The organism is Achromobacter aegrifaciens (genome assembly GCF_902859735.1).
Lineage (GTDB): Bacteria > Pseudomonadota > Gammaproteobacteria > Burkholderiales > Burkholderiaceae_B > Achromobacter > Achromobacter aegrifaciens.
On the sequence record NZ_CADIJY010000001.1, the window covers coordinates 464,221 to 488,469 of the forward strand.

Genomic DNA, 24,249 nt, shown 5'->3' on the forward strand with positions numbered 1-24,249 from the left:
CAGTTATGGTTTGAACTGTTCATAATCGCCTCCAAATAAAGCGGCCGTCCAACCCGGAAACGGCCCGGAGGAAGACATATGAGCAGCAGTCCCGTCCTGGCGGCGGGCGCCGCCTCGCATCGCGCGCAGGATCAGCGCGCAGTGCGGTTGCGCACCCGCATCGCCATCATCGTCTTTGCCGGCCTGGCCGCGGGCCTGGCTCTGATTCCGATGGCCACGTCGAACATCTCGTTCGCGTTCTACCTGATGTTGTGGATCACCATGGCCAGCGCCATGAACATCTGCGTCGGCTTCACCGGCTATCTGCCGTTCGGCTACGTGGTGTTCTACGGCGTGGGTTCGTACGCCACCGGCATTTGCTACAAGATCCTGGGCTGGCCCATCCTGCCGTCGCTGCTGGCGGCGGGCGGCGTGGGCGTGGCGATCGCGCTGCTGCTGGCGCCCACGCTGCGCTTGCGCGGGGTGTACTTCGGCATCGTGAGCCTGGCGCTGGCCACCATCGTCAAGCTGATCATCTCCAACCTGCCGCAGTCCTTCACCGGCGGCAGCATGGGCATCATCCTGTCCAATGCCAACAACCCCACGCATAGCTACTACGCCATGCTGGCGGTGATGGGCGCCACCCTTGCCACCGTCACCTGGCTGTCGGTGTCCAGCCTGGGCCGCGCGCTCAAGGCCATTCGCGACGACGACGGCGCGGCCGCCTGCGTCGGCATCCACGTGCCCAACACCCGCCTCAAGGCCTGGCTGCTGGCCGCGCTGTTCCCGGCGCTGGCTGGCGGCATCGAGGCCTGGTACACGAACGTGGTGGATCCGGAGTACGCCTTCCACGTGCTGATCACCGCCAAGAGCATCATCTACGCGATGGCGGGCGGCTTCGGCACCATCCTCGGACCAGTCGTCGGCACGCTGGCGCTACTGGGCATCGACCACATGATCTGGCAGAAATTCCCGGTGGTGAACCTGCTGCTGCTGGGCCTGATCATCGTGCTGCTGATGCTGTTCCTGCCGCGCGGCATCGTCGGCAGCCTCATCAAACGCAAGCCGCAACTGCGCCGCTACATCGCCTGAGGAACCGCCATGACCGGACTGATTATCCAAGGGCTGATCAACGGCCTGATCCTGGGCGCCATCTACGGCCTGATCGGCGTGGGGCTGAACGTGATCTTCGGCGTGCTGCGCGTGGTCAACTTCGCGCACGGCGAATTCCTGGTGCTGGGCGCGTACTTCGCCTTCTATCTGATGGAGTACGCCGGCATCAATCCGCTGGTGGCGCTGCCGCTGGCCTTCGCCGCATTCTTCCTGGCGGGCTACTTGCTGTACTTCGTGCTGATTCCGCGCTTGTCCAAGGCGGACGATCCCGAGATCAGCTCGCTGCTGCTGATGTTCGGCGTGTCCATCATGCTGGGCGCCATCATGCTGCTGGTGTTCGACGCCGACGCGCGTTCATTGCCCTATGAGATCGAGCCCGTGTTCCTGAAATTCGGGCCGGTGCTGATCCCGACCGTGCGCCTCCTGGCGCTGGTGATCGCCCTGGCCATCATCGGCGCGCTGACGGTGTTCCTGTACCGCAGCCAGCTGGGCAAGGCGCTGCGCGCCATCATCATGAACCGCGACGCGGTGCGCATCGTGGGCATCAACGCCGAACGCCTGTCGGCCGTGGCCTTCGGCCTGGGCATCGGCCTGGCCGCCGCCAGCGGCGTGCTGGTGGCGATGGTGTTTCCAGCGTTCTCGCCGTTCATGGGCAACGACTACACGCTGATCGGCTTCATCGTCATCGTGCTGGGCGGGCTGGGCCATCCGGTGGGCGCCCTGGTCGGCGCGCTGCTGTTCGGCGTCACGGAGCAGGTCTCGGTGGTGTTCTTCAATCCTTCCATTGCCACCATCTGCGGCTTTGCGCTCATGGTCGCCACCATCTTCATCCGGCCCAGCGGACTCTTCGGCCGCCAGGCGCTGCGCTAACAGGAGCCGGACACATGTTGAAAGTCAGCAATCTCAAGAAGCGCTTCGGCGGGCTGGTCGCCTTGCAGGGCGTGGACCTGGACGTGCCGCGCGGCTCCATCCTGGGCGTCATCGGCATGAACGGGTCAGGCAAGACCACCATGCTCAACTGCATCAACGGCATCTACACGCCGGACGAGGGCCGTATCGAGCTCGACGGCCAGAACATCGCCGGCAAGCAGATCCACGAAGTCGCGCGGCTGGGCGTGGGCCGCACCTTCCAGGTGCCGCGCATCTTCCGGCAGCTGACCCTGCTGGACAATCTGGAGGTCGCGCAGCAGCAGACCGGCCGCAGCGCCGACGAGCGTTACGCCCAATCCGAATATTGGCTGCACAAGGTAGAGCTGCACCGGCTGCGCCACAACTACGCCGAGGAGCTGTCCGGCGGACAGCAGAAGCTGGTGGAACTGGCGCGCATCATGGTGGCGCGACCCAAGGTGGTGTTGCTGGACGAGCCTTTCGCGGGCGTCAATCCGGCGCTGGCGCAACTGCTGATCTCGGTCATCCGCGAACTGCCGGGCGAGCACGACTGCTCGGTGGTGCTGGTGTCGCACGACCTGACCTCGATCTACCAGCTGTCCCACCACATCATCGTCATGAACGAAGGCGCCATCCTGAGCCAGGGCAACGCCGAGCAAGTGCGCGCCGACCCCCGCGTGGTCGAAGCCTATCTGGGAGCCTGACATGAGCACGTCGATACTCGCGCTGGAAGACGTGACCGTGGCCTACCACGGCGACATCACCATCCTGAACCACGTCAACATCCAGGCGCGCGCGGGCAAGGTGACGGGCGTCATCGGCCCCAATGGCGCCGGCAAGTCCACGGTGTTGAAGACCATGTTCGGCTTCCTGCCGCCGCGCACCGGCCGCATCACGCTGCGCGGCGCGGACATCAGCGCCCAGCCCTCGCACGAGCGCGCCAGCAACGGCGTGGCCTTCGTGCCGCAGCACCGCAGCCTGTTTGGCGAATTGTCGGTGCACGACAACCTGCTGCTGGGCTGCTGGCCGTTCCGCAAGGACAAGGCTCGCGTGCGCCAGCGCATCGACTCCGTCTATGACCGCTTCCCGATCTTGGCGCAGAAGCGCGACGACCCCGTCTCCAGCATGAGCGGCGGACAGCAGCGTTTCGTGGAGTTCGGGCGGGCCTTGTTGATCGAGCCGTCCGTCATCCTGCTGGACGAGCCCACCGCCATGCTGGCGCCCAAGATCTCCAAGGAGATCTACACGCTGATCCGCGGCTTTGCCGACGAGGGCATGACGGTGGTGCTGGTGGACCAGAACGTGCGCCGCTGCGCCGAGGTGTCCGACTATATGTACATCCTGGAACTGGGCCGCAACAAGGCCGAGGGCGGGCGCGAAGCCTTCGACGACGGCGGCGGGTTGCGCGAGATGGTTGCGTCCTGGATGGATTACAAGATTGATTGACTGCGGGTCAGAGCGGTCGCCCCAGCCGCTTTTCGACCTGGCGCTTTTTCCATTGGTTCGGAGTCACCAAGGTAGCCGATAGGACGGCGCAGCGATACGACAGGGGCACGACAGCGGGGCGACGGACACCCAGGCTCAGTGTTTCAGCGTCCAATCGTCCAGCCGCAACCCGGGCACGCGGGAAAATTCACGCGTGTTGTTCGTAACAAGTACCAGGCCGCGCGAGCGGGTGTGGCCGGCGATCATGGCGTCGTAGGGGCCGATGGGCGTTCCGGCGCGCGCCAGTTCCGCGCGAAGCTGACCGGAATCTGCTGCCGCGTCATGGTCATAGTCGAGCACTTCCAGGCGCTTCAGGAAGCCGTCGACCACGGCGTGATTGCGGGTGGGGGCGGCGGACTTTTCCGCGCCACAAGCGAGCTCCATGGCGGTGAGCGCGCTGATACATAACTGGCCCTGCCGTCGGTTGAACGCCTGCTGCACTGCGTCGGGCTTGTTCTTGATGGCAAAGATGCAGGTATTCGTGTCCAGCACGAATTTCAGCGGCATGAGCGGCCTCCTGCCCTGTCCACGGGTTGATCGCGGTCGTTGAGAAAGTCGGCAGTGACGGACTCGCCTGCGAACCAGGAGTCCCAGGACGTGTCGGCGGGTGCGGGCGCCGGCGCCGGCGTTTGCCGTTGGTTGATGGCGACGATGTACCCCAGTGCCGGACTGGCTGGCCGGGCGGCGGTTTTGTGCCGGCCTGCTGGGCGGCCATGGGAAGTTTTATAGATGGATTCTGATTTCATGGCGCTCTCCTCGACTGATGTATGGCGCCCGCCTTTTATAGCGCGCCGCATGTCTCCCGCCTATGACGGCTTACCGCAGGTCGCTGCGAGCCTAGTGCGGCTTCGGCTGGGTTCCGTGCTGTTGCGGGTGGCGGCAAGGCCGCGCAGATCCGGCCCGTGGCATCGCCGCCACGCCCGCCGGGCTTTGCATTTTTTGACGATCCGGCACGACCCGCCTTGCGCTAATCTGGCTGCGCCATCATCCCCAAGGCGAGGCCCACGCCATGACCTTTCTCGCAAGCGCCAACCTGCTGCGCCGCCGCGACGGGCACGAAGCCCGCGTCACTTTCGTCGAGCTGTTCTTCGATCTGGTGTACGTCTTCGCGGTCACCCAGATCTCCCACGGTCTGCTGCATGATCTGACCTTGTTGGGCGCGCTCCACTCCCTGGTGCTGTGGTTCGCCGTCTGGCTGGGTTGGCAATACACCTGCTGGGTCACGAATTGGTTCGATCCCGACGCCGTGCCCATGCGCATCATGCTGTTTGCCGTGATGCTGGCCGGCCTGGTCTTTGGCGCCGCCCTGCCGGGCGCGTTCGGCGCCACGGGGCTGGTGTTCGCCGTCAGCTACGCGCTGATCCAGGTGGGACGCACGCTATTCATCGTGCTGCACCTGGGGCCTGCGCATCCGCTGGCGCCCAACTTCCGCCGCATGCTGGCGTGGCTGTGCGTGTCGGCAGTCTTGTGGATTGCGGGCGGACTGTCCCAGGACGGCACGCGGCTGGCGCTGTGGGCGCTGGCGGTGGCCTGCGAGTATCTGTCGCCCATGATCGGCTTTCGGTTTCCCGGCCTGGGGCGTTCCGCGACCAGCGAATGGACGATCGAGGGCGGCCACCTGGCCGAGCGCTGCCAGCTGTTCGTCATCGTGGCGCTGGGCGAAACCCTGCTCATCACCGGCGCCACGCTGGCCGGCCTGGAGCGCTGGAACGCGCCCGCGCTGATCGCGTTGCTGGCGGCTTTCCTGGGCACGGCCGCCATGTGGTGGGTGTACTTCGACACCAGCAGCCGTGACGGCAGCGAGGCCATCGTGCATAGCGACGATCCAGGCCGCATCGGCGCCTGGTTCCACTATGTGCACGTCATCCTGATCGCCGGCGTGATCGTGTCCGCCGTGGCCAACGAGCTCGTCATATTGCATCCGGACGGGCGCATCGCCATGCCGGCGGCCGCCGCGCTGATCGGTGGCCCGGCGCTATACCTGGCGGGCAACGGTATTTACAAGACAGTAGTCTACGGCCGCTTCCCGCTGTCGCACGTAGTGGGGCTGGTGCTGCTGGCCGTGCTGGCGCCCGTGGCCTTTGTGACCGACAACCTCATGGTGGGCGGTTTGACCACGTTGATCATGATTCTGGTGGCGGCGTGGGAGAGCGTGTCGCGGCGCAGGGCGCATGCCGGCGTTCCGCAAGGAATCGCGGAGTAGCGTCAATCCCGCGAGGGCCGGAGGCTGCCCCAGAGGGAGCCGTTGGATGCCCCCGTGAAGCTGGCAGGCGGCGGCTTTCAGCAAAGCCGCCGCGCGGCTCAGATCAGGCCGCGTATCCCTGCAATGCCGTGCGCGCCGTGGCGCAGCGCCTGCGATACGGTCTGGGTCGACTGGCCGCCCAGCGCGAACACCGGGATGCCGGCGTCGCGATTGCCCGCGACGAAGCCTTCCCAACCCAGCGTCGCCGCGCCGGGGTGGCTGGGCGTGTCCAGCACGGGACCCAGTACCGCGAAGTCGGCGCCGAGTTCGCGTGCGTGGACGACCTGGGCATTGTCGTGGGCCGACACGCCGACCAGCGCGCCCGCGGGGAGTTCAGGGCGCGCCGTGAGCTTGGCGGCATCGGCCGCGCGCAGATGCACGCCATCGGCCTCGCGCCACCAGGCGGCAGGATGGATGCTGTTGACCAGCAGCCGGGCGCCCGCGGCGCGGCAGCGCTTCTGCACCTGTTGCAGCACTTCATGCAGCGAAGGCGAGGCCACGCCGTCCGGCCATTGCGGTTCGCGCAACTGCACCAGCTTGACGCCGCGCGCCAACGCCGCTTCCAGACGGCCCAGGAAAGCGGCCACGCCGGCACGCGAACCCACGGAGCTGATGCCGTAGGACGTGGGCAACTGCAGCCAGCGCAGCGGGGGCAGGGTGGCGGGCAACAGATCGCCCACCGATGCGGCCTGCGCAGGGGCGACCCATTCCAGGCGCTGGTTTTCCAGGCTGCGCGGTTCGCCCTCCCAGCCGGTGACGTGGCAGAACGCCAGGCGCACCGTGGTGTGGGGGTAGGCATGTACGTAGGTGACCCAGGGGCGCGACTGCGTGACGCGGATGCCGATTTCTTCCTGCAGTTCGCGCGCCAGGGCTTCCAGCACGGTTTCGCCGGGTTCGAGCTTGCCGCCGGGCAGCTCCCACCAGCCCGCCCAGGGCTTGCCTTCGGGGCGCTGTCCCAGCAGCAGCATGCCGTCCGGACGCAGGATCAGGCCGGCGGCGACGTCGACGATCTTTTCAGACATGACGGGCTGCCCAGTCGCGCGCGAACTGGTACGCCACGCGGCCAGAACGCGAGCCGCGCTCGATCGTCCATTGCAGCGCCTCGGTGCGCGAGGGTTCGATCTGCGCTTCCGGGCAGCCCAGCTCGCGCAGCCAGTGGTAGACGATGTCCAGATAGTCGTCCTGCTTGAAGGGGTAGAACGACAGCCACAGGCCGAAGCGTTCGGACAGCGAGATCTTTTCCTCGACGGTTTCGCCGGGGTGGATCTCGCCGTCGGGCTGGTGCTTGGCCGCCAGGTTCTCGCTCATGTATTCCGGCATCAGGTGGCGCCGGTTGGACGTTGCATAGATCAGCACGTTGTCGCCCGAGGCCGACACCGACCCGTCCAGCACCGACTTCAGCGCCTTGTAGCCGGCCTCGCCTTCCTCGAAAGAGAGGTCGTCGCAGAACACGATGAAGCGTTCGGGGCGGGAGGCGACCAGCTCGACGATGTCGGCCAGGTCGCCGAGGTCGGACTTGTCCACTTCGATCAGGCGCAGCCCGCGGTCGCCATAGGCGGCCAGCATGGCCTTGACCAGCGAACTCTTGCCAGTGCCGCGGGCGCCGGTCATGAGCACGTTGTTGGCCGGCTTCTTTTCCAGGAACTGCAGGGTGTTGCGATCGATGATGCCCTTCTGGCGCTCGATGTGCTGCAGGTCCGCCATGTCGATGCGCGCGACGTGGCGTACGGCGTCCAGCCAACCGCGCGCGCCGCGCTTGCGCCAGCGGTAGGCGTGGGCGGTCCAGTCGATTTCGGGCGTTGCGGGCGGAAGCCAGGCTTCCAGCTGCGCCAGCACGCGCTCGGCGCGCTGGATAAGGGTGGAGAACTCGGTTGCGGTCACGTCTGAAGTCCCGGAAGTTTCGGATCAGGAGCGGTAGTCGGCGTTGATCGACACGTATTCGTGCGAGAAGTCGCAGGTGTAGACCGTGTCGCTGACCTGGCCGCGGCCCAGGGCGATGCGCACCTGGATCTCGGCCTGCTTCATCACGCGCTGGCCGTCGGCTTCCTGGTAGGCGGGGTTACGGCCGCCGTCCTTGGCCACCAGCACATCGTCCAGCCACAGGCGGATGTTGGACACGTCCAGGTCGTCGATCCCGGCGTAGCCCACTGCGGCCAGGATGCGGCCCAGGTTGGGGTCCGAGGCGAAGAAGGCGGTCTTGACCAGCGGCGAGTGGGCGACGGCGTACGCCACCTTCAGCGCTTCCTCGGTGGTGCCGGCCTCTTCGACGCGGATGGTCATGAACTTGGTGGCGCCTTCGGCGTCGCGCACGATCTTGGTCGCCAGTTCCAGCGCGGCGGCCGTCAGGGCTGCGCGCACGGCGGCGTAGGCCGGATCGGATTCGGCGTTCACTTCGACGCCCGACTTGCCGGTGGCGGCGATGATGAAGGAGTCGTTGGTGGATGTGTCGCCGTCGACCGTGATGCGGTTGAACGAGGCGTCGGCGATTTCGCCGGCCAGCTTGGACAGCAGCGGCTGGGCGATGCCGGCGTCGGTCGCCAGGAAGCTCAGCATGGTGGCCATGTTGGGCCGGATCATGCCGGCGCCCTTGCTGATACCGGTGAAGGTGACGGTCTTGCCGTCGATCTGCACCTTGGCGGACGAGATCTTCGGCAGGGTGTCGGTCGTCATGATGCCGTGGGCGGCGCTGAACCAGTGGTCGGCGCCCAGGTCGGCGATGGCGGCGGGCAGGCCGGCCACCAGGCGGTCCAGCGGCAGCGGCTCGAGGATGACACCGGTGGAGAAGGGCAGGACTTCGGCCGCGGGCACGCCCAGCAGCTGGCCGAGCGCGGCGCAGGTGTCCTTGGCTTTTTGCAGGCCTTCTTCGCCGGTGCCGGCGTTGGCGTTGCCGGTGTTGATGACCAGCGCGCTGATCGGGCCGCCGGCGGCCAGGTGGGCCTGGCAGACCTGCACCGGCGCGGCGCAGAAGCGGTTGCGCGTGAACACGCCGGCCACGCTGGTGCCCTGCGCGAAGCGGAACACGGTCAGGTCGCGTCGGTTGGCTTTGCGGATGCCGGCCTCGGTAACGCCGATTTCAACGCCGGCAACAGGAAAAATTTCGGACTCGGAGGGGATCTGCAGATTAACGGCCATGACTTCGTCTCATGTATGAGCAGGACGGAATCGCCGCCAGGCGAGGCGGCGCGCGGGGGAAAGCTTCGTATTATCCCACCGGATTGGGACAGCGTCCGGTCAGGGGCCGATCCGCATGGCCGCGACGTCCAGCACGCCGGCCTCGCGGTTGCCCAGCACGCTGCGCACGGCGCCGTCCGGGGACTGCAGCACCGACTTGCCCGCCGGCACGTCCTCGCCGCCCGCGCGCCGCGCCGAACGTCCGCGCGACGGCGAGAACAGCAGGTCGCCGGGCTGGGCGCCGGGCAGGCGGGGGTTGGCGGCCAGCACCCGGGTGCCGGGCTGGTAGGTCATGTCGCCCAGTACGGTCTCGCGCGCCAGCAGGCCTTCGAAATCCAGCATGCGGCGCTGGCTGTCCAGCTGCATGTCCACCTTCAGCATGGGCATGCGCCCCACCTCCAGCGCCTCGCTGCCTTCGGTGCGCAGCAGCCAGCGCGGCGCGTCGGCGGCGCTGCCGCCATTGATGACCTTCAGCCAGGCGCCGGGCGGCACGGGCTGCTGGTTCAGGGTATTGCCGATGGCCAGATGGCAACTGGCAAAGCGCGGGCGGCCATCGTGCAGCACGAATTCAAGGCGGTGCCCATGCGCGCACAGCCAGCCGTCCTGCGCCTGGTCGCGCGCGATCTCCACCGACAGGGTCTCGGCCTGCTTGCTGCTGGCCGGGTAGCGGAACATGCGCGTGGCCGCGACGCCCTGGATGGAGGCGGGGTGGCTTTCGGGGAAGACGGCGAGATCGAACGATGCCAGATCGCCTGGCTTGGCCAGGCTGAGCACGGTGCCGGCCGGCATCTCCACTCCCGCCAATTGGGTGGACTGGGCCAGCACGGTCTTGCGGTCGGCGTCGGCCTGGGCGCTTTGCCGGGCCGAGAACCACAGGCTGAACTGCTGATAGGGAAAGATGGCGCCGACGATGGCAAGCAGGGCCATCAGGACGGCGCCGCCACGCCGGTGGCCGCCAAGCCATTCCCGGGCGCTGGACGTGGTGGCCAGCACGGCCAGCCAGGTCAGCAGCGTGGCCAGGCAGGCCAGCGAAGCTGCCATCAGCACGTAGAAATTACCGCCAGGAAGAGAAACCGGAATCATGGCGGCAATTATGCGCCAATCCGCAGGCGGACATGGGCGCCTGCGGGCGTTCAGTTCTTGGCGGATTCGGAGCGGGTCGCCACCACTTGCAGCTTGAGTTCGCCCAGGGCCTGGAACAGCGCGTTGCGGGTGCTTTCGGGCAGGTCGCCGAACATGGACTTGACCCAGGATTCGTGGGCGCGGGCCATGCGGGAGAAGCTCTTCTTGCCCAGCGGCGTAAGTTTGATGAGCGAGCTGCGGCGGTCGGATTCGACCTTGGTGCGCACCACCAGGCCTTCTTTTTCGAGCTGGTCGGTGATGCCGGTGATATTGCCGTTGGTGACCATCATGTGGCGCGACAGTTCGCCCATCTTCATGCCCTTGGGCGCGCGCTGCAATTGCGCCATCAGGTCAAAGCGCGGCAAGGTCGTGTCGAACTCATTGCGCAGGCGGCTGCGGATCTCGCTCTCGACGAGATTGGCGCAGGTCAGCATGCGCAGCCACAGGCGCAGCGCATGGTGATCGTCGGGCGCTGCGCGGGATTCCAGGTCGGGGGTGTCGGTCATGGCTATGGAAATTACCGGGAATGAGGGGCGGGCGCCAGATGCTGTCGATCGAGGATCGTCAGGCGGGCCGCGGCGTTGCCGGCGGCGCGCTTCTTGAGTATCGGCGGGATGTCGGGTACTGTCGCGCGAACGTCGCGCCGGGTATCCGGCACGGCGCGTTCATAGTTTGGGTGGAGGGTAACCATGGCGGTAGCTTATTAGTAAAAACCCTTTGGTAAAAACCCTAGACTTGTTTTGCCGAATACTTTAAACCTAAACTATGAAGCACGCCAGCCTTGGCTGTGCTGCACGAAGTTTTTCGAATCGCGATTTCAAAAAAGAACACCCTCTGCGCGGGCTCGCGCACGGAGCACACCACCATGCGTTTGATCACTTCCCTTCTGGCCGCCGCCGCCCTGGTACCGGCACTGGCCGGCGCCGACACCATCAAGGTCGGCATCGCCAACGACATCTCCGGTCCGTTCTCCGCCCTGGGCGCCGAAGCCCGCGACGGCTTCAACCTGGCCATCAAGCAACTGGGCAGCAAGCTGGGCGGGCAGCCCGCCGAATTCGTGCAGACCGACATGGGCGGCAACCCCGACCAGGCCCGCCAACTGGTGACGCGCTACATCCAGCGCGACAAGGTCGATTTCTTCACCGGCCCCATCGGCTCGAACGTGGCGCTGGCCGTGGGCCCCGCGCTGTTCGCGGCCAAGGTGCCGTACCTGTCGAACAACCCCGGCCCCAGCCAGTTCGCCGGCGCGCAGTGCAATGCGTACTGGTTCGGCACGTCCTACCAGAACGACGCCTTCCACGAAGCGGCCGGCAAGGTTGCGGCGGATCGCGGCTTCAAGAAGATGTTCATCATGGCCCCGGACTATCCGGCCGGCAAGGATGCGCTCAACGGCTTCAAGCGCGGCTACAAGACCGCCCCGGGCGACGAGGTCTACACCAAGCTCGGCCAGATCGACTACGCCGCAGAGTTGGCGCAGATCCGCGCCGCCAAGCCGGACGCCGTCTATATCTTCCTGCCGGGCGGCATGGGCATCAACTTCGTCAAGCAGTTCGTCTCGACCGGCCTGTCGCAAAGCGTCAAGCTGATCGGCCCGGGCTTCTCGGCCGACGAGGACGTGATCCAGGCCGTGGGCGAACCCATGCTGGGCATGTACAACACGGCGCAGTGGGCGCATGACCTGGACGTGCCGCAGAACAAGGCCTTCGTCGAAGCCTTCCGCAAGGAATACAACGGCCGCTACCCCTCGGTGTACGCTGCCCAGGCCTACGACGTGATCATGGCCATGGACGCTGCCGTCAAGCAGGCCGGCGGCAAGGCCTCCGACCGCGAAGCCATCGTGCGCGCGCTTGAAAAAGCCGACTACCCCTCGGTGCGCGGCAGCTTCACTTACGGCAAGAACCACTATCCCATCCAGTCTTATTACCTGCGTGTCGTCGACAAGGACGGCAGCGGCCGCATTACCAACAAGCTGGTGGGCAAGGTGTTCGACAAGTACCAGGACGTCTACGTCGGCGAATGTAAGCTGTAGAGGGAAAGACCCACCCCCGAAGCGCTGCGCGCTTCCCCCTCAAGGGGGCATGCCTGCGGACCGGCGAAGCCGGCTCCGCGGCATCTGGATCGGGTGGCACCGCAGCATGCGCCGTGCCTGGTGCGCGGACGCGATGCGCAATCAGATGGCTCTATTGATTAGGCCGCGAACCAGGCCATCGGCACTTCGCGGCAGGGGGAAGTCTTCATGACGTTTACGCTGATCGTCGAGCAATTGCTGAACGGTCTGCAGTTTGGGTTGATGTTGTTTCTGATCGCGGCCGGGCTGACCCTGGTGTTCGGCATCATGGACATCATGAATCTGGCTCACGGCTCGCTCTACATGGCCGGCGCCTATGTCGCCGCCGAAACCATGCAGCGCACAGGTTCATTCACCGCTGCCGTCCTGGTGGCGGCAGTCGCCACCGGCATCGTCGGCGTGGTGCTGGAACTCACGCTGATCCGCCGCCTGGCGCTGCGCGACCACCTGGCCCAGGTGCTGGGCACCTATGCCGTCATCCTCATCGCCAACGATCTGGTCAAGATGATCTGGGGGCCGGCCCCCGTCATGCTGAACATGCCGGCCGCGCTGTCCGGCCCGGTCCGGCTGCTGCCCGATCTGCTCTATCCCGCCTACCGCCTGATGATCATCGTGTTCGGTGTGGCCGCCGCCGCGGGCCTGTACTGGTTCGTGACGCGCACCCGTGCGGGCGTGCTGGTGCGGGCAGGGGCGTCCAACCGCCAGATGGCCACCCTGATGGGCGTGCGCGTGCCGCTGCTGTTCCTGGGCGTGTTCGTGCTGGGCGCCATGCTGGCCGCCGTGGCCGGCGCCTTGCTCGGCCCGATCACGTCGGTACAGGTGGGCATGGGCGAGGAAATCCTGATCCTGGTGCTGGTATGCATCGTGATCGGCGGCATCGGATCGATTCGCGGCGCCTTTGTCGGCGCGCTGTTGGTGGGCATGGTGGATACGGCGGGGCGGGCCTTCCTGCCCATGCTGCTGCGCCAGGTCTTTTCCCCGGCCGTGGCCTCCAGCGTCGGACCGACGCTGGCCGCCATTGCCATTTATGTATTGATGGCGGCAGTGCTGGTGTTCCGGCCCTCCGGCTTGTTTCCGGCGCGGGGTTGAGCATGAAATCCATGATCTGGACCGTGGTCCTGCTGGCCGCGCTGGCCGTATTCCCCCTGGTTGCGCCGGCGTTGGGCCTGGACTTTTACATTTCCTTCGTGCGGCGCGTGCTGATTTATGCGCTGGCCGCGACCAGCCTGAACCTGATCCTGGGCTATGGCGGCATGGTGGCGCTGGGACACGCGGCGTTCTTCGGCGCGGGCGCGTACGCGGTCGGCATCCTGGCCATGTCGGGCGTGACGTCCGCCCTGATCGTCTGGCCCGTGGCCATGCTGCTGGCGGCGGTGCTGGCCTGCATCACGGGGGCGATTTCGCTGCGCACCCGCGGCGTGTACTTCATCATGATCACGCTGGCCTTCGCGCAGATGCTGTTCTACATCTTCATCTCGCTGCGGCAGTACGGCGGCGAGGACGGGCTGAACCTGCCGGGCTACTCCAGCCTGCCGGGCATCGACCTGGCCAATGACGTCAGCTTCTATTACCTGGTGCTGGCGCTGTTCGCGCTGATCATGTGGGTGTTCGGCCGCGTGGTGACCTCGCGCTTTGGCACCGCCCTGCAAGGCATACGCGAAAACGAATCGCGCATGGAATCCATGGGTTATCCGGTCTATCGCATCAAGCTGATGGCCTTCACGCTGAGCGGCGCGGTGGCCGGCCTGGCCGGCGCGCTGCTGGCCAACCATAATCTCTTCATCTCGCCCAGCCTGATGCACTGGACCCAGTCGGCCAACCTGCTGATCATGGTGCTGGTGGGCGGCATCGGCCTGCGCTATGGCGGTGTGGCGGGCGCCGTGGTCATGCTGACCCTGGAGGAAGTGCTGCGCCTGTGGACCGAATATTGGCACCTGCCCCTGGGCGTGCTGCTGCTGTGCGTGGTGTTCGGCGCGCCGCGCGGTCTGGTCGGGCTGTTCGGCCCCTTGTTCAGCGGCCGCGCCGCTGCCACCCAATCCGGCAAGGCGGGATCATGAACGCAGCTGTAACGCCGGCCCTGCAGGCCACGGGACTGGTGCGCCGCTTCGGCGCGCTGGTCGCCACCGACAATGTGTCGCTGTCCCTGAACCCGGGCGAGATCCATGCCCTCATCGGCCCCAATGGCGCGGGCAAGTCGACGCTGATCCATCTGCTGTCCGGCACGTTGACGGCTGACTCGGGCAAGCTGACGGTAGGCGGACGCGACGTCACCAGCATGAACGCCCATCAGCGAGTGGCTGCCGGGCTGTCGCGGTCGTACCAGATCACCAATATCTTCAAGCAATCCTCCGTGCTGGACAACCTGGTGCTGGCGGTGCAGGCGCATGCCGGCAGCAGCTTCCGCTTCTGGAAGCCGCGCGCCGCCGAATCGGCCCTGTACGAGCAGGCGCGCGAGCTGGCCCGGGAATGCGCCATCGACGCCAGCCTGCTGGAACGCCCGGCCGGCACCCTGCCGCACGGCGAACAGCGCAAGGTCGAATTCGCGCTGGCCCTGGCCGCACGGCCTGCCGTCCTGCTGCTGGACGAACCCATGGCGGGCATGGGGCCCGACGAAACCGTGCGCCTGACCGAATTGATCGAATCCATGCGGGGCCGAGCCGCCATGCTGCTGGTCGAACACGACATGCAGGCGGTGTTCCGCCTGGCCGACCGCCTGTCGGTGCTGGTCTACGGCCGCGTCATCGCGACCGGCACCCCCGACGAAATCCGCGCCAACCCGGAAGTGCGGCAAGCCTACCTGGGCGACGAGGAGACCGCATGATGCTGACCATCGAATCCGCCAAGAGCGGTTACGGCGCCAGCCAGGTGCTGTTCGGCGTGGACCTGCAAATCGGCGCGGGCCAGGTCGTGACCTTGCTGGGCCGCAATGGCATGGGCAAGACCACGCTGCTGCGCACCTTGTTCGGCCAGTTGCCCCTGCGCGGCGGCAAGATCCAGTTCGCGGGCCAGGACATCAGCGGCTGGAGTCCGGACCGCATCGCGCGGGTCGGCATGGCCATCGTGCCGGAAGGGCGGCAGTGCTTCCCGAATCTGACGGTGCGCGAACACCTGACAGCCTTCGTCGCCTCCCGCAACCCGGACATCGGCGAACCCTGGACGCCCGAGCGCGTCTTTGAATTGTTTCCGCGCCTGCACGAACGCGCCCGCAACATGGGCAACCAGCTCTCGGGCGGCGAGCAGCAGATGCTGGCCATCGGCCGGGCGCTGGTCACCAATCCGCGGCTGCTGATCCTGGACGAGGCCACCGAAGGTCTGGCGCCCAAGATCCGCGAGGAAATCTGGAATTGCCTGGCGCGCCTGCGCCAGGCCGGGCAAACCATCCTGGTCATCGACAAATACGTCGAACGGCTGCTGAGCCTGGCGGACCGCCACGTGATCCTGGAGCGCGGCAAGGTCGTCTGGACCGGGGACTCCCAGGCCCTGGACGCGGATCGCGGCCTCTGGGAGCGCTATCTGGGCGTGTAGCAAGAAAGCTGCAATGTAAACAGGCAAACGCTGCCAGTCGTGAAATAAAAAGCAATAAATCGACATTTACATTGCAGTAGTGCAACTTAGGACGCCCGAGCGTCTTACAAGCGTTTGCTCCTGTTTCAATTGGATCCACTGTTCTCTACACTTGTCGCGCCGGACGTGCCTCGAGGGTACGCCTGCAACAGGCTCATGGCTGGACAAGCGGGGCAAGCGCGCGGCGAAACATCGTTACACAACGAAAGTCTGCCCATGCGTCCCCTTCACGCACGTTACGTCTTATCAGGCAGTAAGGAAGACTTTGCATGGCGAAATGGGGTTTGCGCAGAAAATCGTTGATGGCGCTGTTGCTGGCGTGCCTGGTTGCCCTGGCGCCGGCGGCCCTGATCGGCTGGCAGGTGCTGGACGGGGTCAGGGAGCACTTCGGACGGGCTTTCTCCGACAACTTCACGCAATTGAACCGCCAGCGCATCCTGGCGCCGGTGTCCCGTGAACTGGCCCTGTCGCAGCGGTTGGCGGATAGCGAGGTCACTCGCCGCTGGCTGCGGCACGAAAGCGATCCGGCCGCGCGCGAGCTGTTCTTTCGCGAAGCCGACGGCTACCGCCGCGATCTGCTGGGACGCGCCTACTTCATCGCCAGCGCCGCCTCGGGCAATTATTACTTCAACGACGACCAGCCCCTGTCCGAGACGCCGCGCTACACGCTGAGCAAAAGCGCGGCCGACGACGCCTGGTTCTACCTGACGCTGGCGTCTCCCGCCAAGTACAACATCAACGTCAACCCGGACCTGAAGCTCAAGACCACCAAGGTCTGGATCAACGTCCAGGTGCGCGACGGCGACCGGGTCATCGGCCTGACCGGTTCCGGTCTGGACGTAGGCGGATTCCTGCGTGAATTCGTCAACAGCGGCCAGCCCGGGGTCACGCCGATCATCGTCGACGAGGAAGGCGCGATCCAGGCCCACATGGACGCCTCGCTCATTGCCTACAACTCGGGCGCGGGCGGCGCTGCCCGCGGCACGGTGTTCAACCTGCTGGACGGCGGCGAGGGCCGCGCCGAGCTGGCCGCGGCCATGAAGGCGGCGCGGACCGACCCGCAGTCGGTGCAATCCGCCTGGGTCAAGATGGACGGCATCCGGCAGCTGGTGTCCGTAGCCTACATGCCGGAACTGCACTGGCACGTGCTGACGGTGGTGGACCTGGGCGCGGCCCGGGTACTGGACACGGATTGGCTCTGGCCCGCGGCGATCGGCCTGGTGGTGCTGTTCGCGGCCATGTTGCTGTGCTTCGGCTACGCCATCGAGCGCCTGATGCTGCGCCCCTTGCGCCGCCTGCAGCAGTCGGCGCGCGCCATCGCCGACGGCAGCTACGACGTGCGCCTGCCTCCGGGCGGCCAGGACGAAATCGGCGACCTCAGCCGCGCCTTCGGCGTGATGGCGGACAAGGTGCGCCAGCACACGGCTGAACTCGAAACCAAGGTGCGCGAGCGCACCTCCGAACTCGAGGACGCCAATCGCGCCATGGCCGCCGCGCACAAGAAAATCGACGACTCCATCGATTACGCCAGCCTGATCCAGCGCGCCATTCTGCCGGATCGCCAGCTTACCCAGTCCCTGGGCGCGCATCATTTCGTGCTGTGGAAGCCGCGCGACGTGGTGGGCGGCGACTTCTACGTATTCCGCTCCGACGGCGCCAACTGCCTGCTGGGCATCATGGATTGCGCCGGCCACGGCGTGCCCGGCGCATTGATGACCATGCTGGCCCGCGCCGCCATAGATCTGGCGATCACCGAGGCCGGCCCGGCCGACCCCGCCGCCATCCTGACCCGCACCGACAACGCCATCCGCGCCATGCTTGCCGACGCGCAATTGCCCCGTGCGCTGGCCACGAACACGGATGCGGCCCTGGTTTATATTGACCGCCAGGGCGGCCGGTTGCGCTATGCGGGCGCCAAGATCAGCCTGTACGCGAGCAACGGCGAGGAACTGCGCGAGGTGCCCGGCGGCAAGCGGGCGCTGGGCGACAAGCGCACCGAGACCTACGAAAACATCGAACTGCGGATGGAGTCCGGCTGGACCTACTACCTGGTCACGGACGGGTTCCTGGACCAGGCGGGAGGCGAACACGGCTTTGGCTTTGGCAATACCCGGTTCGCGGAAATGCTCAAGACGCACGCGCGCCGGCCGTTAACCGAACAGGCGGCCGCCTTTACCCAGGCGCTGGCAGAGTACCAAGGCGGGCGGCCGCAGCGTGATGACATCACCTTGCTGTCGTTCCGTTTCGAATAAACGTTATCAGGGCGGTTACCCCCATGAATGCCTCCGATCTTTACGCATTGGGCGAACGGTTCAACCAGAATCGCACTCTGTTGTGCTTCAACGGACCGACTTCCCGCAGCCTGATCGAGGAAATCGGCAATGCGCTCAAGAACTATCTGAACGCGGAGCACGCGCGGCCGGCCGAGGCCATGGACGTTTTCTCCGTCTACATCGAGATGATCCAGAACATCCGCCAGTACGCCGCGCTGCATGACGACCTGGACGCCTCGGCCACCGTGGTGATCGGCCGCCGCGATGAAAGCCGCTACGTGGTGTCGGCGGGCAACCTGGTCAAGGCGGAGGACGGCGAGGCGCTGGTCGCCCGCATCCAGGAACTGGCCGCGCTGGACAAGGCGGCGCTGAAGGCCGAGTACAAGGCGCAGCTGCACAAGCCGCGCGCCCAGGGCGTCGCCTCGGGCGCCGGCCTGGGGCTGATCGATATCGCCCGCCGCGCTGGCGCGCCGCTGGAGGCCAGCCTGACGCCCGCCGCAGCGCCCGGGCAGGCCTTCTTCAGCCTGAGCGTCGTGATCTGAAGGCGTGCCGGGCCAAGAATATATTTGGAGCAACTAATGAACGATTTGAATATTCCCGGGACCCAGTCCACGCCCGCCATCACCGCCGACACCGCTGCCGGCGTGCTGGCGATGCGCGGCGACTCCTATCCCGAGAATTCCTTCGAGCTGTTCGGTCCCGTCATCGAATGGGTCGAAGCCTATCTGCTGAGCAGCGCCGCGCCCCTGAAGCTGGAGCTGGAACTGCTCTACCTGAACACCAGCAGCATCAAGTCCGTCATGGACATCTTCGATCTGCTGGAGGCTGCCCACAACAAGGGCCGCGAGGTCAGCGTCACCTGGTTCTACGACATGCGCAATGAGCGCGTCGGCGAACTGGCCGAGGAATTCAAGGAAGACTGCACGTTTCCCTTTTCCGTTGTCGGCCGCCAATGAAATCCGACGCCGCCCAGCTGGACAAGCGCATCGCCGAATTGCTGGCGGATCCGGTCTATCAGGGCCATCCGTTGCATGAAGCGCTGGACGCGCTCTGGCGGCATACGGCCGAACAGATGGCGCGCATCGAGCGCGTGACCCAACTGTCGGACGCCTACCAGAGCATGGCGCACGAACGCGAGCTGGGCCTGTGCGACCGTTTCGACCGGCAACTGCGCCGGCTGACCCGCATCGCGCGCATCTCGGACCACTACCAGAACATGATGCGGGACCTGAACTCCGCATTGCAGGAAACCTCCAACCGCGATCCCTTGACCGGCCTCTTGAACCGGCGCGCCTTGATGGAAATGATCAAGCAGGAGGTCTTGCGCGTGTCTCGCGGCGGATCGACCTTCGTGGTGGCGATGCTGGACGTGGATCATTTCAAGTCGGTCAACGACCGCTATGGCCATGAAACAGGCGACCGCGCGCTGGTCGAGCTGGCCGGCGCGTTGGGCGACAACTTGCGTGAATACGATCTATGCGGCCGCTGGGGCGGCGAGGAATTCCTGGTGCTGCTGCCCAGCACCCAGCCCGAGGACGCCCAGCGCGTCATGGACCGGCTGGTTGGCGCGGTGCGCGCCTTGGCAATCACGGTGGGGGATGGCGTGTTGAGATTGACGGTCAGCATAGGCATGGCATATCACCAGTTGGGAGAAACCTTCTCTGAAACGCTCAGCCGTGCGGACCAGGCCTTGTACCTGGCCAAGCAGGACGGACGCGACCGCGTCGAACTCGGGTTTCCGAAGCGCAGATGAAACCGGATCAGCTGTTATCCGGCATGGAGCCCCATATGCTTGATTCTTATCCAGGCGTTACCGACGAGCGCCCTCAAGGCGCCGCGTGGCACTCCGCCACCTATCTGGCGTCCATGGATCGGGCGCTGCTGCTGTTCGATTTTGATCCGGCTGGCTCCTTGTTGAACGCCAACGCGAATTTTCTCGCCCTGGTCGGCCATGCCCGCGAAGAGGCCCTGGAGCTGCGCCATGACATGCTTTGCGACAGCATGGACGAAGGCAAGGGCATCGTCGGCGGCGAGCAGGTCTGGGCCAGGCTGCTGGGCGGCAAGCACTTCACCGGCACCTGCCGCTATCGCAAGAAGGACGGCGGCTTCGTCTGGATCGAAGCCACCTACATGCCCATCGCCGGCGAAGCCGGCGATGTCGTACGCATTTCCGTCATCTCCCGCAAATCCATCGCGGATGCCGACCGCCAGGAAGAGATCCGGCTCCTGTTGCTGGGCATCAACGAAACCGGCAATGCCGTTGCGGTGTCGGGCAAGGACGGCCGCATCCTCTACGTGAACGACGGCTTCCAGCGCATGCTGGGCTTTTCCCGCGGCGACGCCGTCAACCAGGAGCTGGGCGAACTGCTGGCCGGCGGCAGGCCGGACGGCGGCACGCGCGAAGAGCTGGGCCGCCGCATCGCCTGCCGCGAGGGCTACCACAAGGACGTGCTGGTCTACGATCGCGCCGGCCGCCCGCTGTGGGTGTCGGTGATGGCCAACTCCGTGTTCGACGAACGCGGCGCCCTGGTCAATATCGTGGACGTGCTGACGGACATCACGCCCACCAAGGTGCACGAAGTCTTGCAGCGCCGCGTGCTGCAAGCCATGGTCAATGAGGCCTCGGTGGTCGAGGTCATGAACATGGTGTGCCGCGAGGTCGAACGTCTGGCGCCCGAAGTCGCGGCCAGCGTCCTGCGGGTGGACGATGCCGGGCTGCTGCGGCCGCTGGCCGCGCCCAGCCTGCCGCAAGCCTACACCGACGCTTTGGACGGCGTGGCCATCGGGCCGCAGGCGGGCGCTTGCGGTACCTCTGCCTTCCTGGGCCGGCCGGTGATCGTGCCGGACATCTCCACCGATCCGCTGTGGGACGACTATCGCCACCTGCCGCTGCCGGACGACGTGAAGGCCTGCTGGTCGTCGCCGATCAAGTCCAGCGATGGCCGGGTCATAGGCACCTTCGGTTTTTATTTCCGGGAGCGGCGTCTGCCCGACGATTTCCATCACCGGCTGGTGGACGTGTGCGTGTACTTGTGCGCGCTGGCGCTGGAGCGCGAGGAGGCCCGCGCGCGTATCCGCCAGTTGGCGTTCTATGACGAACTGACCGGCTTGCCCAACCGCAACCTGCTGCTGGCGCAGGCCGAGCAGGCCATCGCGCGCGCTGAACCCGAGCGCAAGCGTGTCGCCATTCTGTTCCTGGACCTGGATCGCTTCAAGCAGGTCAACGATACGCTGGGTCATCCCATAGGCGATGCGTTGCTGCGCGACGTGGCGCAGCGCTTGCGCCGCCTGGCGCGCGCGACCGACATCGTGGGCCGCTTGTCGGGCGACGAGTTCGTGATGCTGATGCCGGACTTTGAACACGGTCGACTGACGACGGCGGCGGAGCATGTGCTGGTCGCCTTGGCTCAGCCGTTCTCGGTGGGCGGCATCACGCTCAATCCCTCGGTCAGCATCGGCATCAGCGTGTTCCCCGAGAACGGACGCGACATGGATACGTTGCTGCGCCATGCCGACATGGCGATGTACCAGGCCAAGACGGCGGGGCGCAACCGCATCTCTTTCTTCAGCGCCGAAATGAACCGGCAGGCGCAGGAGCGCCTGGCGCTGGAGGCCGCCTTGCGCGATGCGCTGGAGGCGAAGGCTTTGCGGCTGCACTATCAACCGCAGGTGGGGCTGAAGAACGGGCAGCTGTACGGGGTCGAGGCGCTGGCGCGCTGGCGTCATCCAACGCTGGGCGATATCTCGCCGGCGCGCTTTGTGCCGCTGGCCGAGGAATGCGGGTTGATCGGCGACCTGGGCGACTGGGCGGTGCACGAGGCTTGTTCGCAGTTGGCGGTCTGGCGGGCGAAGGGCCTGCGGGTGCCGTCGGTGTCGGTGAACCTGTCTGCGACGAATTTCCACAATCTGAATCTGCCGCGGTTGATCGAGGCGACGCTGGCCGAGTTCGGGCTGGCGGCGGCGGATCTGATGCTGGAGATCACGGAAGGCGTGGTGCTGGATGCGACGGCGGGTACGTTGCGGACGATCGCCGAGCTGCATCGCTTGGGGGTGCGGTTGTCGATGGACGATTTCGGGACTGGCTATTCCAGCCTGGGGCATTTGCGGCGACTGATCGTGGATGAACTGAAGCTGGATCGCAGTTTCGTGCAGGGGCTGGAGAGCGATGACGCGGCTCGGGCGTTGACCAGCGCTGTGATTCGTATCGGCGAGAGCCTGAGCCTGCCTGTGGTGGCTGAAGGCGTCGAGAACGAAGAGCAGCGGCGGTTTTTGATTGAGCAGGGGTGTGCGGCGGGGCAGGGGTTTTTGTTTTCGCCGCCGTTGCCGGCAGCTGATCTTGAGGAGTGGCTGCGGGGGCGGCCGTAGGTTTTCTGGTTGCTTTTGCTGCTGCTTCTGCTTCTGTGGCTTCTGTTGGTTCTTAAGACGCCAGTCGCGTCGGGGGCCGGCGGGACGCGGGGCAACGATTGCGGTCCGGAGCGTTCGCTCCGGACTTCCCCATCCTCATCCTCGTCACCGCCTGCGGCGGTTCCTTCGGATTCCGTCGGGCTTATCGACGCCCCGCGCCCCGCCGGCCCCCGACGCGACTGGCTCGGCTGGTTGGATCTTTACGGGCGCTGGGGCGGGTGGTTTGCTTGGCGTTCTTGGCGCCGGTAGCGGTTGGCGGAAGATCTTGCGGGGCCCGCCCCAGATCGGCCGCGCGGGCGGCCGATCTGGGGCTTACGTTTGGTCTTGCTACTGCTACTGCTACTGCGCCCGTGACACCGACAGCGATTGCGATTGCTGCCGCGGGCGCTCCGAACTGGTGCCAACGGGCTGCCGTGTCTTGCCCGTGGCGCGCCTGCCTCTTACTTCGATGCCACCGTTTCCGGCGGCACCGCGTTCTCCCAGCCGCCGCCAATTGCGCGGATCAGGCCTACGGCCGAGCGCGCTTGTTCACCGCTGAGCTGCACGGCGACGCGTTGCTGCAGCAGGACGCTGCGATCGGCTTCGATGACGTCCAGGTAGCTGATGGAGCCTTCGCGGTACTGCGTGTGCGAGAGCTTGGCGGCGCGGGCGGCTGCGTCGACGGCTGCGTCTTGCGCCTTGGTCTGGTCGGCCAGGATGCGCAGGTTGGCCAGGTTGTCTTCCACTTCGCGGAACGCGTTCAGCACGGTCTGGCGGTAGACGGCGACGTCTTCCTCGTAGACGGCGCGGGCGCGGTCCAGGCCGGCCTGGCGGCGGCCGCCGTCGAAGATGGGCATGGACAGCGCGGCGCCGACCAGCGGGCCCAGCAGGAAGGTGCGGCTGGACCACTGGAACAGGTTGCCCAGGTCCGAGGACTCGTAGCCGAAGGCGCCGGTGATGTCCAGGCGCGGGAAGAACGCGGACTTGGCAGCGCCGATGCGGGCGTTGGCGGCGGCCATGGCGCGTTCGGCGGCGGCGATGTCGGGGCGGCGTTCCAGCAGCGTGGATGGCAGGCCGGCGGGGATCGACAGCGCGACCTTCTGGATGGGCTGCTCGGGCATGGCGAAGTCTGACGGGGCGCGCCCCAGCAGCACGGCCAGCGCGTGCTCGGAGGCGGCGCGGCGGCGGTCGATGCCCAGGGCTTCGGATTGCGCGCTGGCAAGTTCGGCCTTGGCGCGGGCCAGGTCGAGTTCGCTGATGTCGCCGGCGTCGTAGCGGCGCTGGATCAGTTGCAGGGTGTCGGTGCGCAGCTTGACCGTCTGGCGGTATAGCTGCGATTCGGCGTCCTGTTCGCGCACCAGGAAGTAGGTGGTGGCGACGTCGGCCTGCAGGGCCAGCAGCACGGAACGGTACAGGGCCTCGCTTTGCTGGGCGTCGGCGCTGGCGGCGTCGTAGGTGGAGGCGACGCGGCCGAACAGGTCGGCTTCGTAGGAAACGGCACCTTGGGCGCGCCAAGTCGTGACCGGGCTGGTCGAGGTGCCGTCGGGCAGGCCCTGCGACACGGCCGAGGGGCGCTGGCGGTTGGGGCCGAAGGCGGCGTCCAGGTTGGGGAAGAAGCCGGCGCGGGCTTCGCGTTGCAGCGCGCGCGATTGGGTCAGGCGGGCGGCGGCGGCCTGCAGGTTCTGGTTGGCCTTTTGGGCTTCTTCCTGCAGCTGGTTCAGCCCTTCGTCGCCGAACACTTTCCACCAGGCGCCGCGCAGCGCGTCTTCCGACGGTTCGGCGGTCTTCCAGGTGCCGGCCTCGGAAGCGGGCAGGGCGGCTTCCTTGAAGGCCGCGGGCACCGCGGCCGAGGGGCGTTCGTAGGTGGGGCCCACCGCGCAGCCGGCCAGCACGAGCAGGACGGCAAGCAGGGCGGAACCGCGGGTCAGTCTTTTGATCATGATGACTATTCTCTTGTGGGC

The 24,249-nt window shown here is 66.3% G+C and carries 22 protein-coding genes; 15 read left to right on the forward strand and 7 right to left on the reverse strand.

Annotated elements, in window-relative coordinates:
- Nucleotides 1-78 precede the first annotated feature (78 nt).
- From HV766_RS02170 to HV766_RS02185, 4 genes are read left to right on the forward strand one after another with little or no spacing between them, the layout of a single operon-like run.
- Entirely contained in the window at nt 79-1,071 is a 993-nt protein-coding gene (locus HV766_RS02170) for a branched-chain amino acid ABC transporter permease (protein ID WP_175180458.1), read from the forward strand.
- Nucleotides 1,072-1,080: 9 nt separating this feature from the next.
- Nucleotides 1,081-1,962: a branched-chain amino acid ABC transporter permease gene (locus HV766_RS02175; RefSeq protein ID WP_054459258.1), complete on the forward strand. Its 882-nt coding sequence runs from the start codon at nt 1,081-1,083 to the stop codon at nt 1,960-1,962.
- Nucleotides 1,963-1,976: 14 nt separating this feature from the next.
- Nucleotides 1,977-2,684: an ABC transporter ATP-binding protein gene (locus tag HV766_RS02180; RefSeq protein WP_054459256.1), complete on the forward strand. Its 708-nt coding sequence runs from the start codon at nt 1,977-1,979 to the stop codon at nt 2,682-2,684.
- 1 nt (nt 2,685) lies between these two features.
- A complete protein-coding gene (locus HV766_RS02185; RefSeq protein ID WP_054459254.1) occupies nt 2,686-3,426 on the forward strand; it encodes a branched-chain amino acid ABC transporter ATP-binding protein in 741 nt (246 codons plus the stop codon).
- Nucleotides 3,427-3,561: 135 nt separating this feature from the next.
- Here the strand turns inward: HV766_RS02185 and vapC are convergent, their stop codons facing one another.
- On the reverse strand, nt 3,562-3,972 hold the full coding sequence (gene vapC, locus HV766_RS02190) for a type II toxin-antitoxin system tRNA(fMet)-specific endonuclease VapC (RefSeq protein ID WP_175180459.1): 411 nt from the start codon (nt 3,970-3,972) through the stop codon (nt 3,562-3,564).
- 502 nt (nt 3,973-4,474) lie between these two features.
- Between vapC and HV766_RS02195 the strand changes: the two genes are divergently transcribed.
- Entirely contained in the window at nt 4,475-5,668 is a 1,194-nt protein-coding gene (locus HV766_RS02195) for a low temperature requirement protein A (protein ID WP_054459250.1), read from the forward strand.
- Nucleotides 5,669-5,766: 98 nt separating this feature from the next.
- Here the strand turns inward: HV766_RS02195 and HV766_RS02200 are convergent, their stop codons facing one another.
- From HV766_RS02200 to HV766_RS02220, 5 genes are all read right to left on the reverse strand, one after another.
- Complete coding sequence (locus tag HV766_RS02200) at nt 5,767-6,729, reverse strand: Nudix family hydrolase (protein WP_119451845.1); 963 nt, start codon at nt 6,727-6,729, stop codon at nt 5,767-5,769.
- On the reverse strand, nt 6,722-7,588 hold the full coding sequence (locus HV766_RS02205) for an ATP-binding protein (protein WP_054459246.1): 867 nt from the start codon (nt 7,586-7,588) through the stop codon (nt 6,722-6,724). Before HV766_RS02205 ends, HV766_RS02200 begins: the two co-directional genes overlap by 8 nt.
- Before the next feature lie 24 nt (nt 7,589-7,612).
- The gene (argJ, locus tag HV766_RS02210) at nt 7,613-8,839 is read right to left on the reverse strand and encodes a bifunctional glutamate N-acetyltransferase/amino-acid acetyltransferase ArgJ (RefSeq protein WP_175180460.1); all 1,227 of its coding nucleotides are present in this window, start codon (nt 8,837-8,839) and stop codon (nt 7,613-7,615) included.
- A gap of 99 nt (nt 8,840-8,938) precedes the next feature.
- A complete protein-coding gene (locus HV766_RS02215) occupies nt 8,939-9,961 on the reverse strand; it encodes a hypothetical protein (protein ID WP_054459241.1) in 1,023 nt (340 codons plus the stop codon).
- A 50-nt stretch (nt 9,962-10,011) separates the two neighbouring features.
- Complete coding sequence (locus HV766_RS02220; protein ID WP_054459239.1) at nt 10,012-10,506, reverse strand: MarR family winged helix-turn-helix transcriptional regulator; 495 nt, start codon at nt 10,504-10,506, stop codon at nt 10,012-10,014.
- Between the two features lie 359 nt (nt 10,507-10,865).
- On the opposite strand from HV766_RS02220, the gene HV766_RS02225 reads away from it, so the two are divergent.
- The 10 genes from HV766_RS02225 to HV766_RS02270 all read left to right on the forward strand — a co-directional run bounded on the left by HV766_RS02225 (nt 10,866) and on the right by HV766_RS02270 (nt 22,270).
- On the forward strand, nt 10,866-12,029 hold the full coding sequence (locus HV766_RS02225) for an ABC transporter substrate-binding protein (RefSeq protein ID WP_054459234.1): 1,164 nt from the start codon (nt 10,866-10,868) through the stop codon (nt 12,027-12,029).
- Between the two features lie 207 nt (nt 12,030-12,236).
- A complete protein-coding gene (locus HV766_RS02230) occupies nt 12,237-13,157 on the forward strand; it encodes a branched-chain amino acid ABC transporter permease (RefSeq protein WP_013391329.1) in 921 nt (306 codons plus the stop codon).
- Between the two features lie 2 nt (nt 13,158-13,159).
- Nucleotides 13,160-14,125: a branched-chain amino acid ABC transporter permease gene (locus HV766_RS02235; protein WP_054459232.1), complete on the forward strand. Its 966-nt coding sequence runs from the start codon at nt 13,160-13,162 to the stop codon at nt 14,123-14,125.
- Nucleotides 14,122-14,889, forward strand: a complete 768-nt coding sequence (locus HV766_RS02240; protein WP_054459230.1) for an ABC transporter ATP-binding protein — start codon at nt 14,122-14,124, stop codon at nt 14,887-14,889. Before HV766_RS02235 ends, HV766_RS02240 begins: the two co-directional genes overlap by 4 nt.
- Nucleotides 14,889-15,593 carry an ABC transporter ATP-binding protein gene (locus tag HV766_RS02245; RefSeq protein ID WP_175159935.1) on the forward strand — a complete coding sequence of 235 codons (705 nt, stop codon included), beginning with the start codon at nt 14,889-14,891 and terminating at the stop codon, nt 15,591-15,593. Before HV766_RS02240 ends, HV766_RS02245 begins: the two co-directional genes overlap by 1 nt.
- Before the next feature lie 308 nt (nt 15,594-15,901).
- Nucleotides 15,902-17,884, forward strand: a complete 1,983-nt coding sequence (gene siaA, locus HV766_RS02250; RefSeq protein WP_199728345.1) for a biofilm regulation protein phosphatase SiaA — start codon at nt 15,902-15,904, stop codon at nt 17,882-17,884.
- A 23-nt stretch (nt 17,885-17,907) separates the two neighbouring features.
- On the forward strand, nt 17,908-18,447 hold the full coding sequence (siaB, locus tag HV766_RS02255) for a biofilm regulation protein kinase SiaB (protein ID WP_054459227.1): 540 nt from the start codon (nt 17,908-17,910) through the stop codon (nt 18,445-18,447).
- Nucleotides 18,448-18,483: 36 nt separating this feature from the next.
- Nucleotides 18,484-18,861, forward strand: coding sequence for a biofilm regulation phosphoprotein SiaC (gene siaC / locus HV766_RS02260; protein ID WP_054459225.1), 378 nt, complete (start codon nt 18,484-18,486; stop codon nt 18,859-18,861).
- Entirely contained in the window at nt 18,858-19,658 is an 801-nt protein-coding gene (siaD, locus tag HV766_RS02265; RefSeq protein WP_054459223.1) for a biofilm regulation diguanylate cyclase SiaD, read from the forward strand. The genes siaC and siaD overlap by 4 nt, the downstream gene beginning before the upstream one ends.
- A 35-nt stretch (nt 19,659-19,693) precedes the next feature.
- Complete coding sequence (locus HV766_RS02270; RefSeq protein WP_054459221.1) at nt 19,694-22,270, forward strand: sensor domain-containing protein; 2,577 nt, start codon at nt 19,694-19,696, stop codon at nt 22,268-22,270.
- 479 nt (nt 22,271-22,749) lie between these two features.
- Here HV766_RS02270 and HV766_RS02275 read toward each other — a convergent pair whose 3' ends face one another.
- Nucleotides 22,750-24,228: an efflux transporter outer membrane subunit gene (locus HV766_RS02275; protein WP_175180461.1), complete on the reverse strand. Its 1,479-nt coding sequence runs from the start codon at nt 24,226-24,228 to the stop codon at nt 22,750-22,752.
- Nucleotides 24,229-24,249 lie beyond the last annotated feature (21 nt).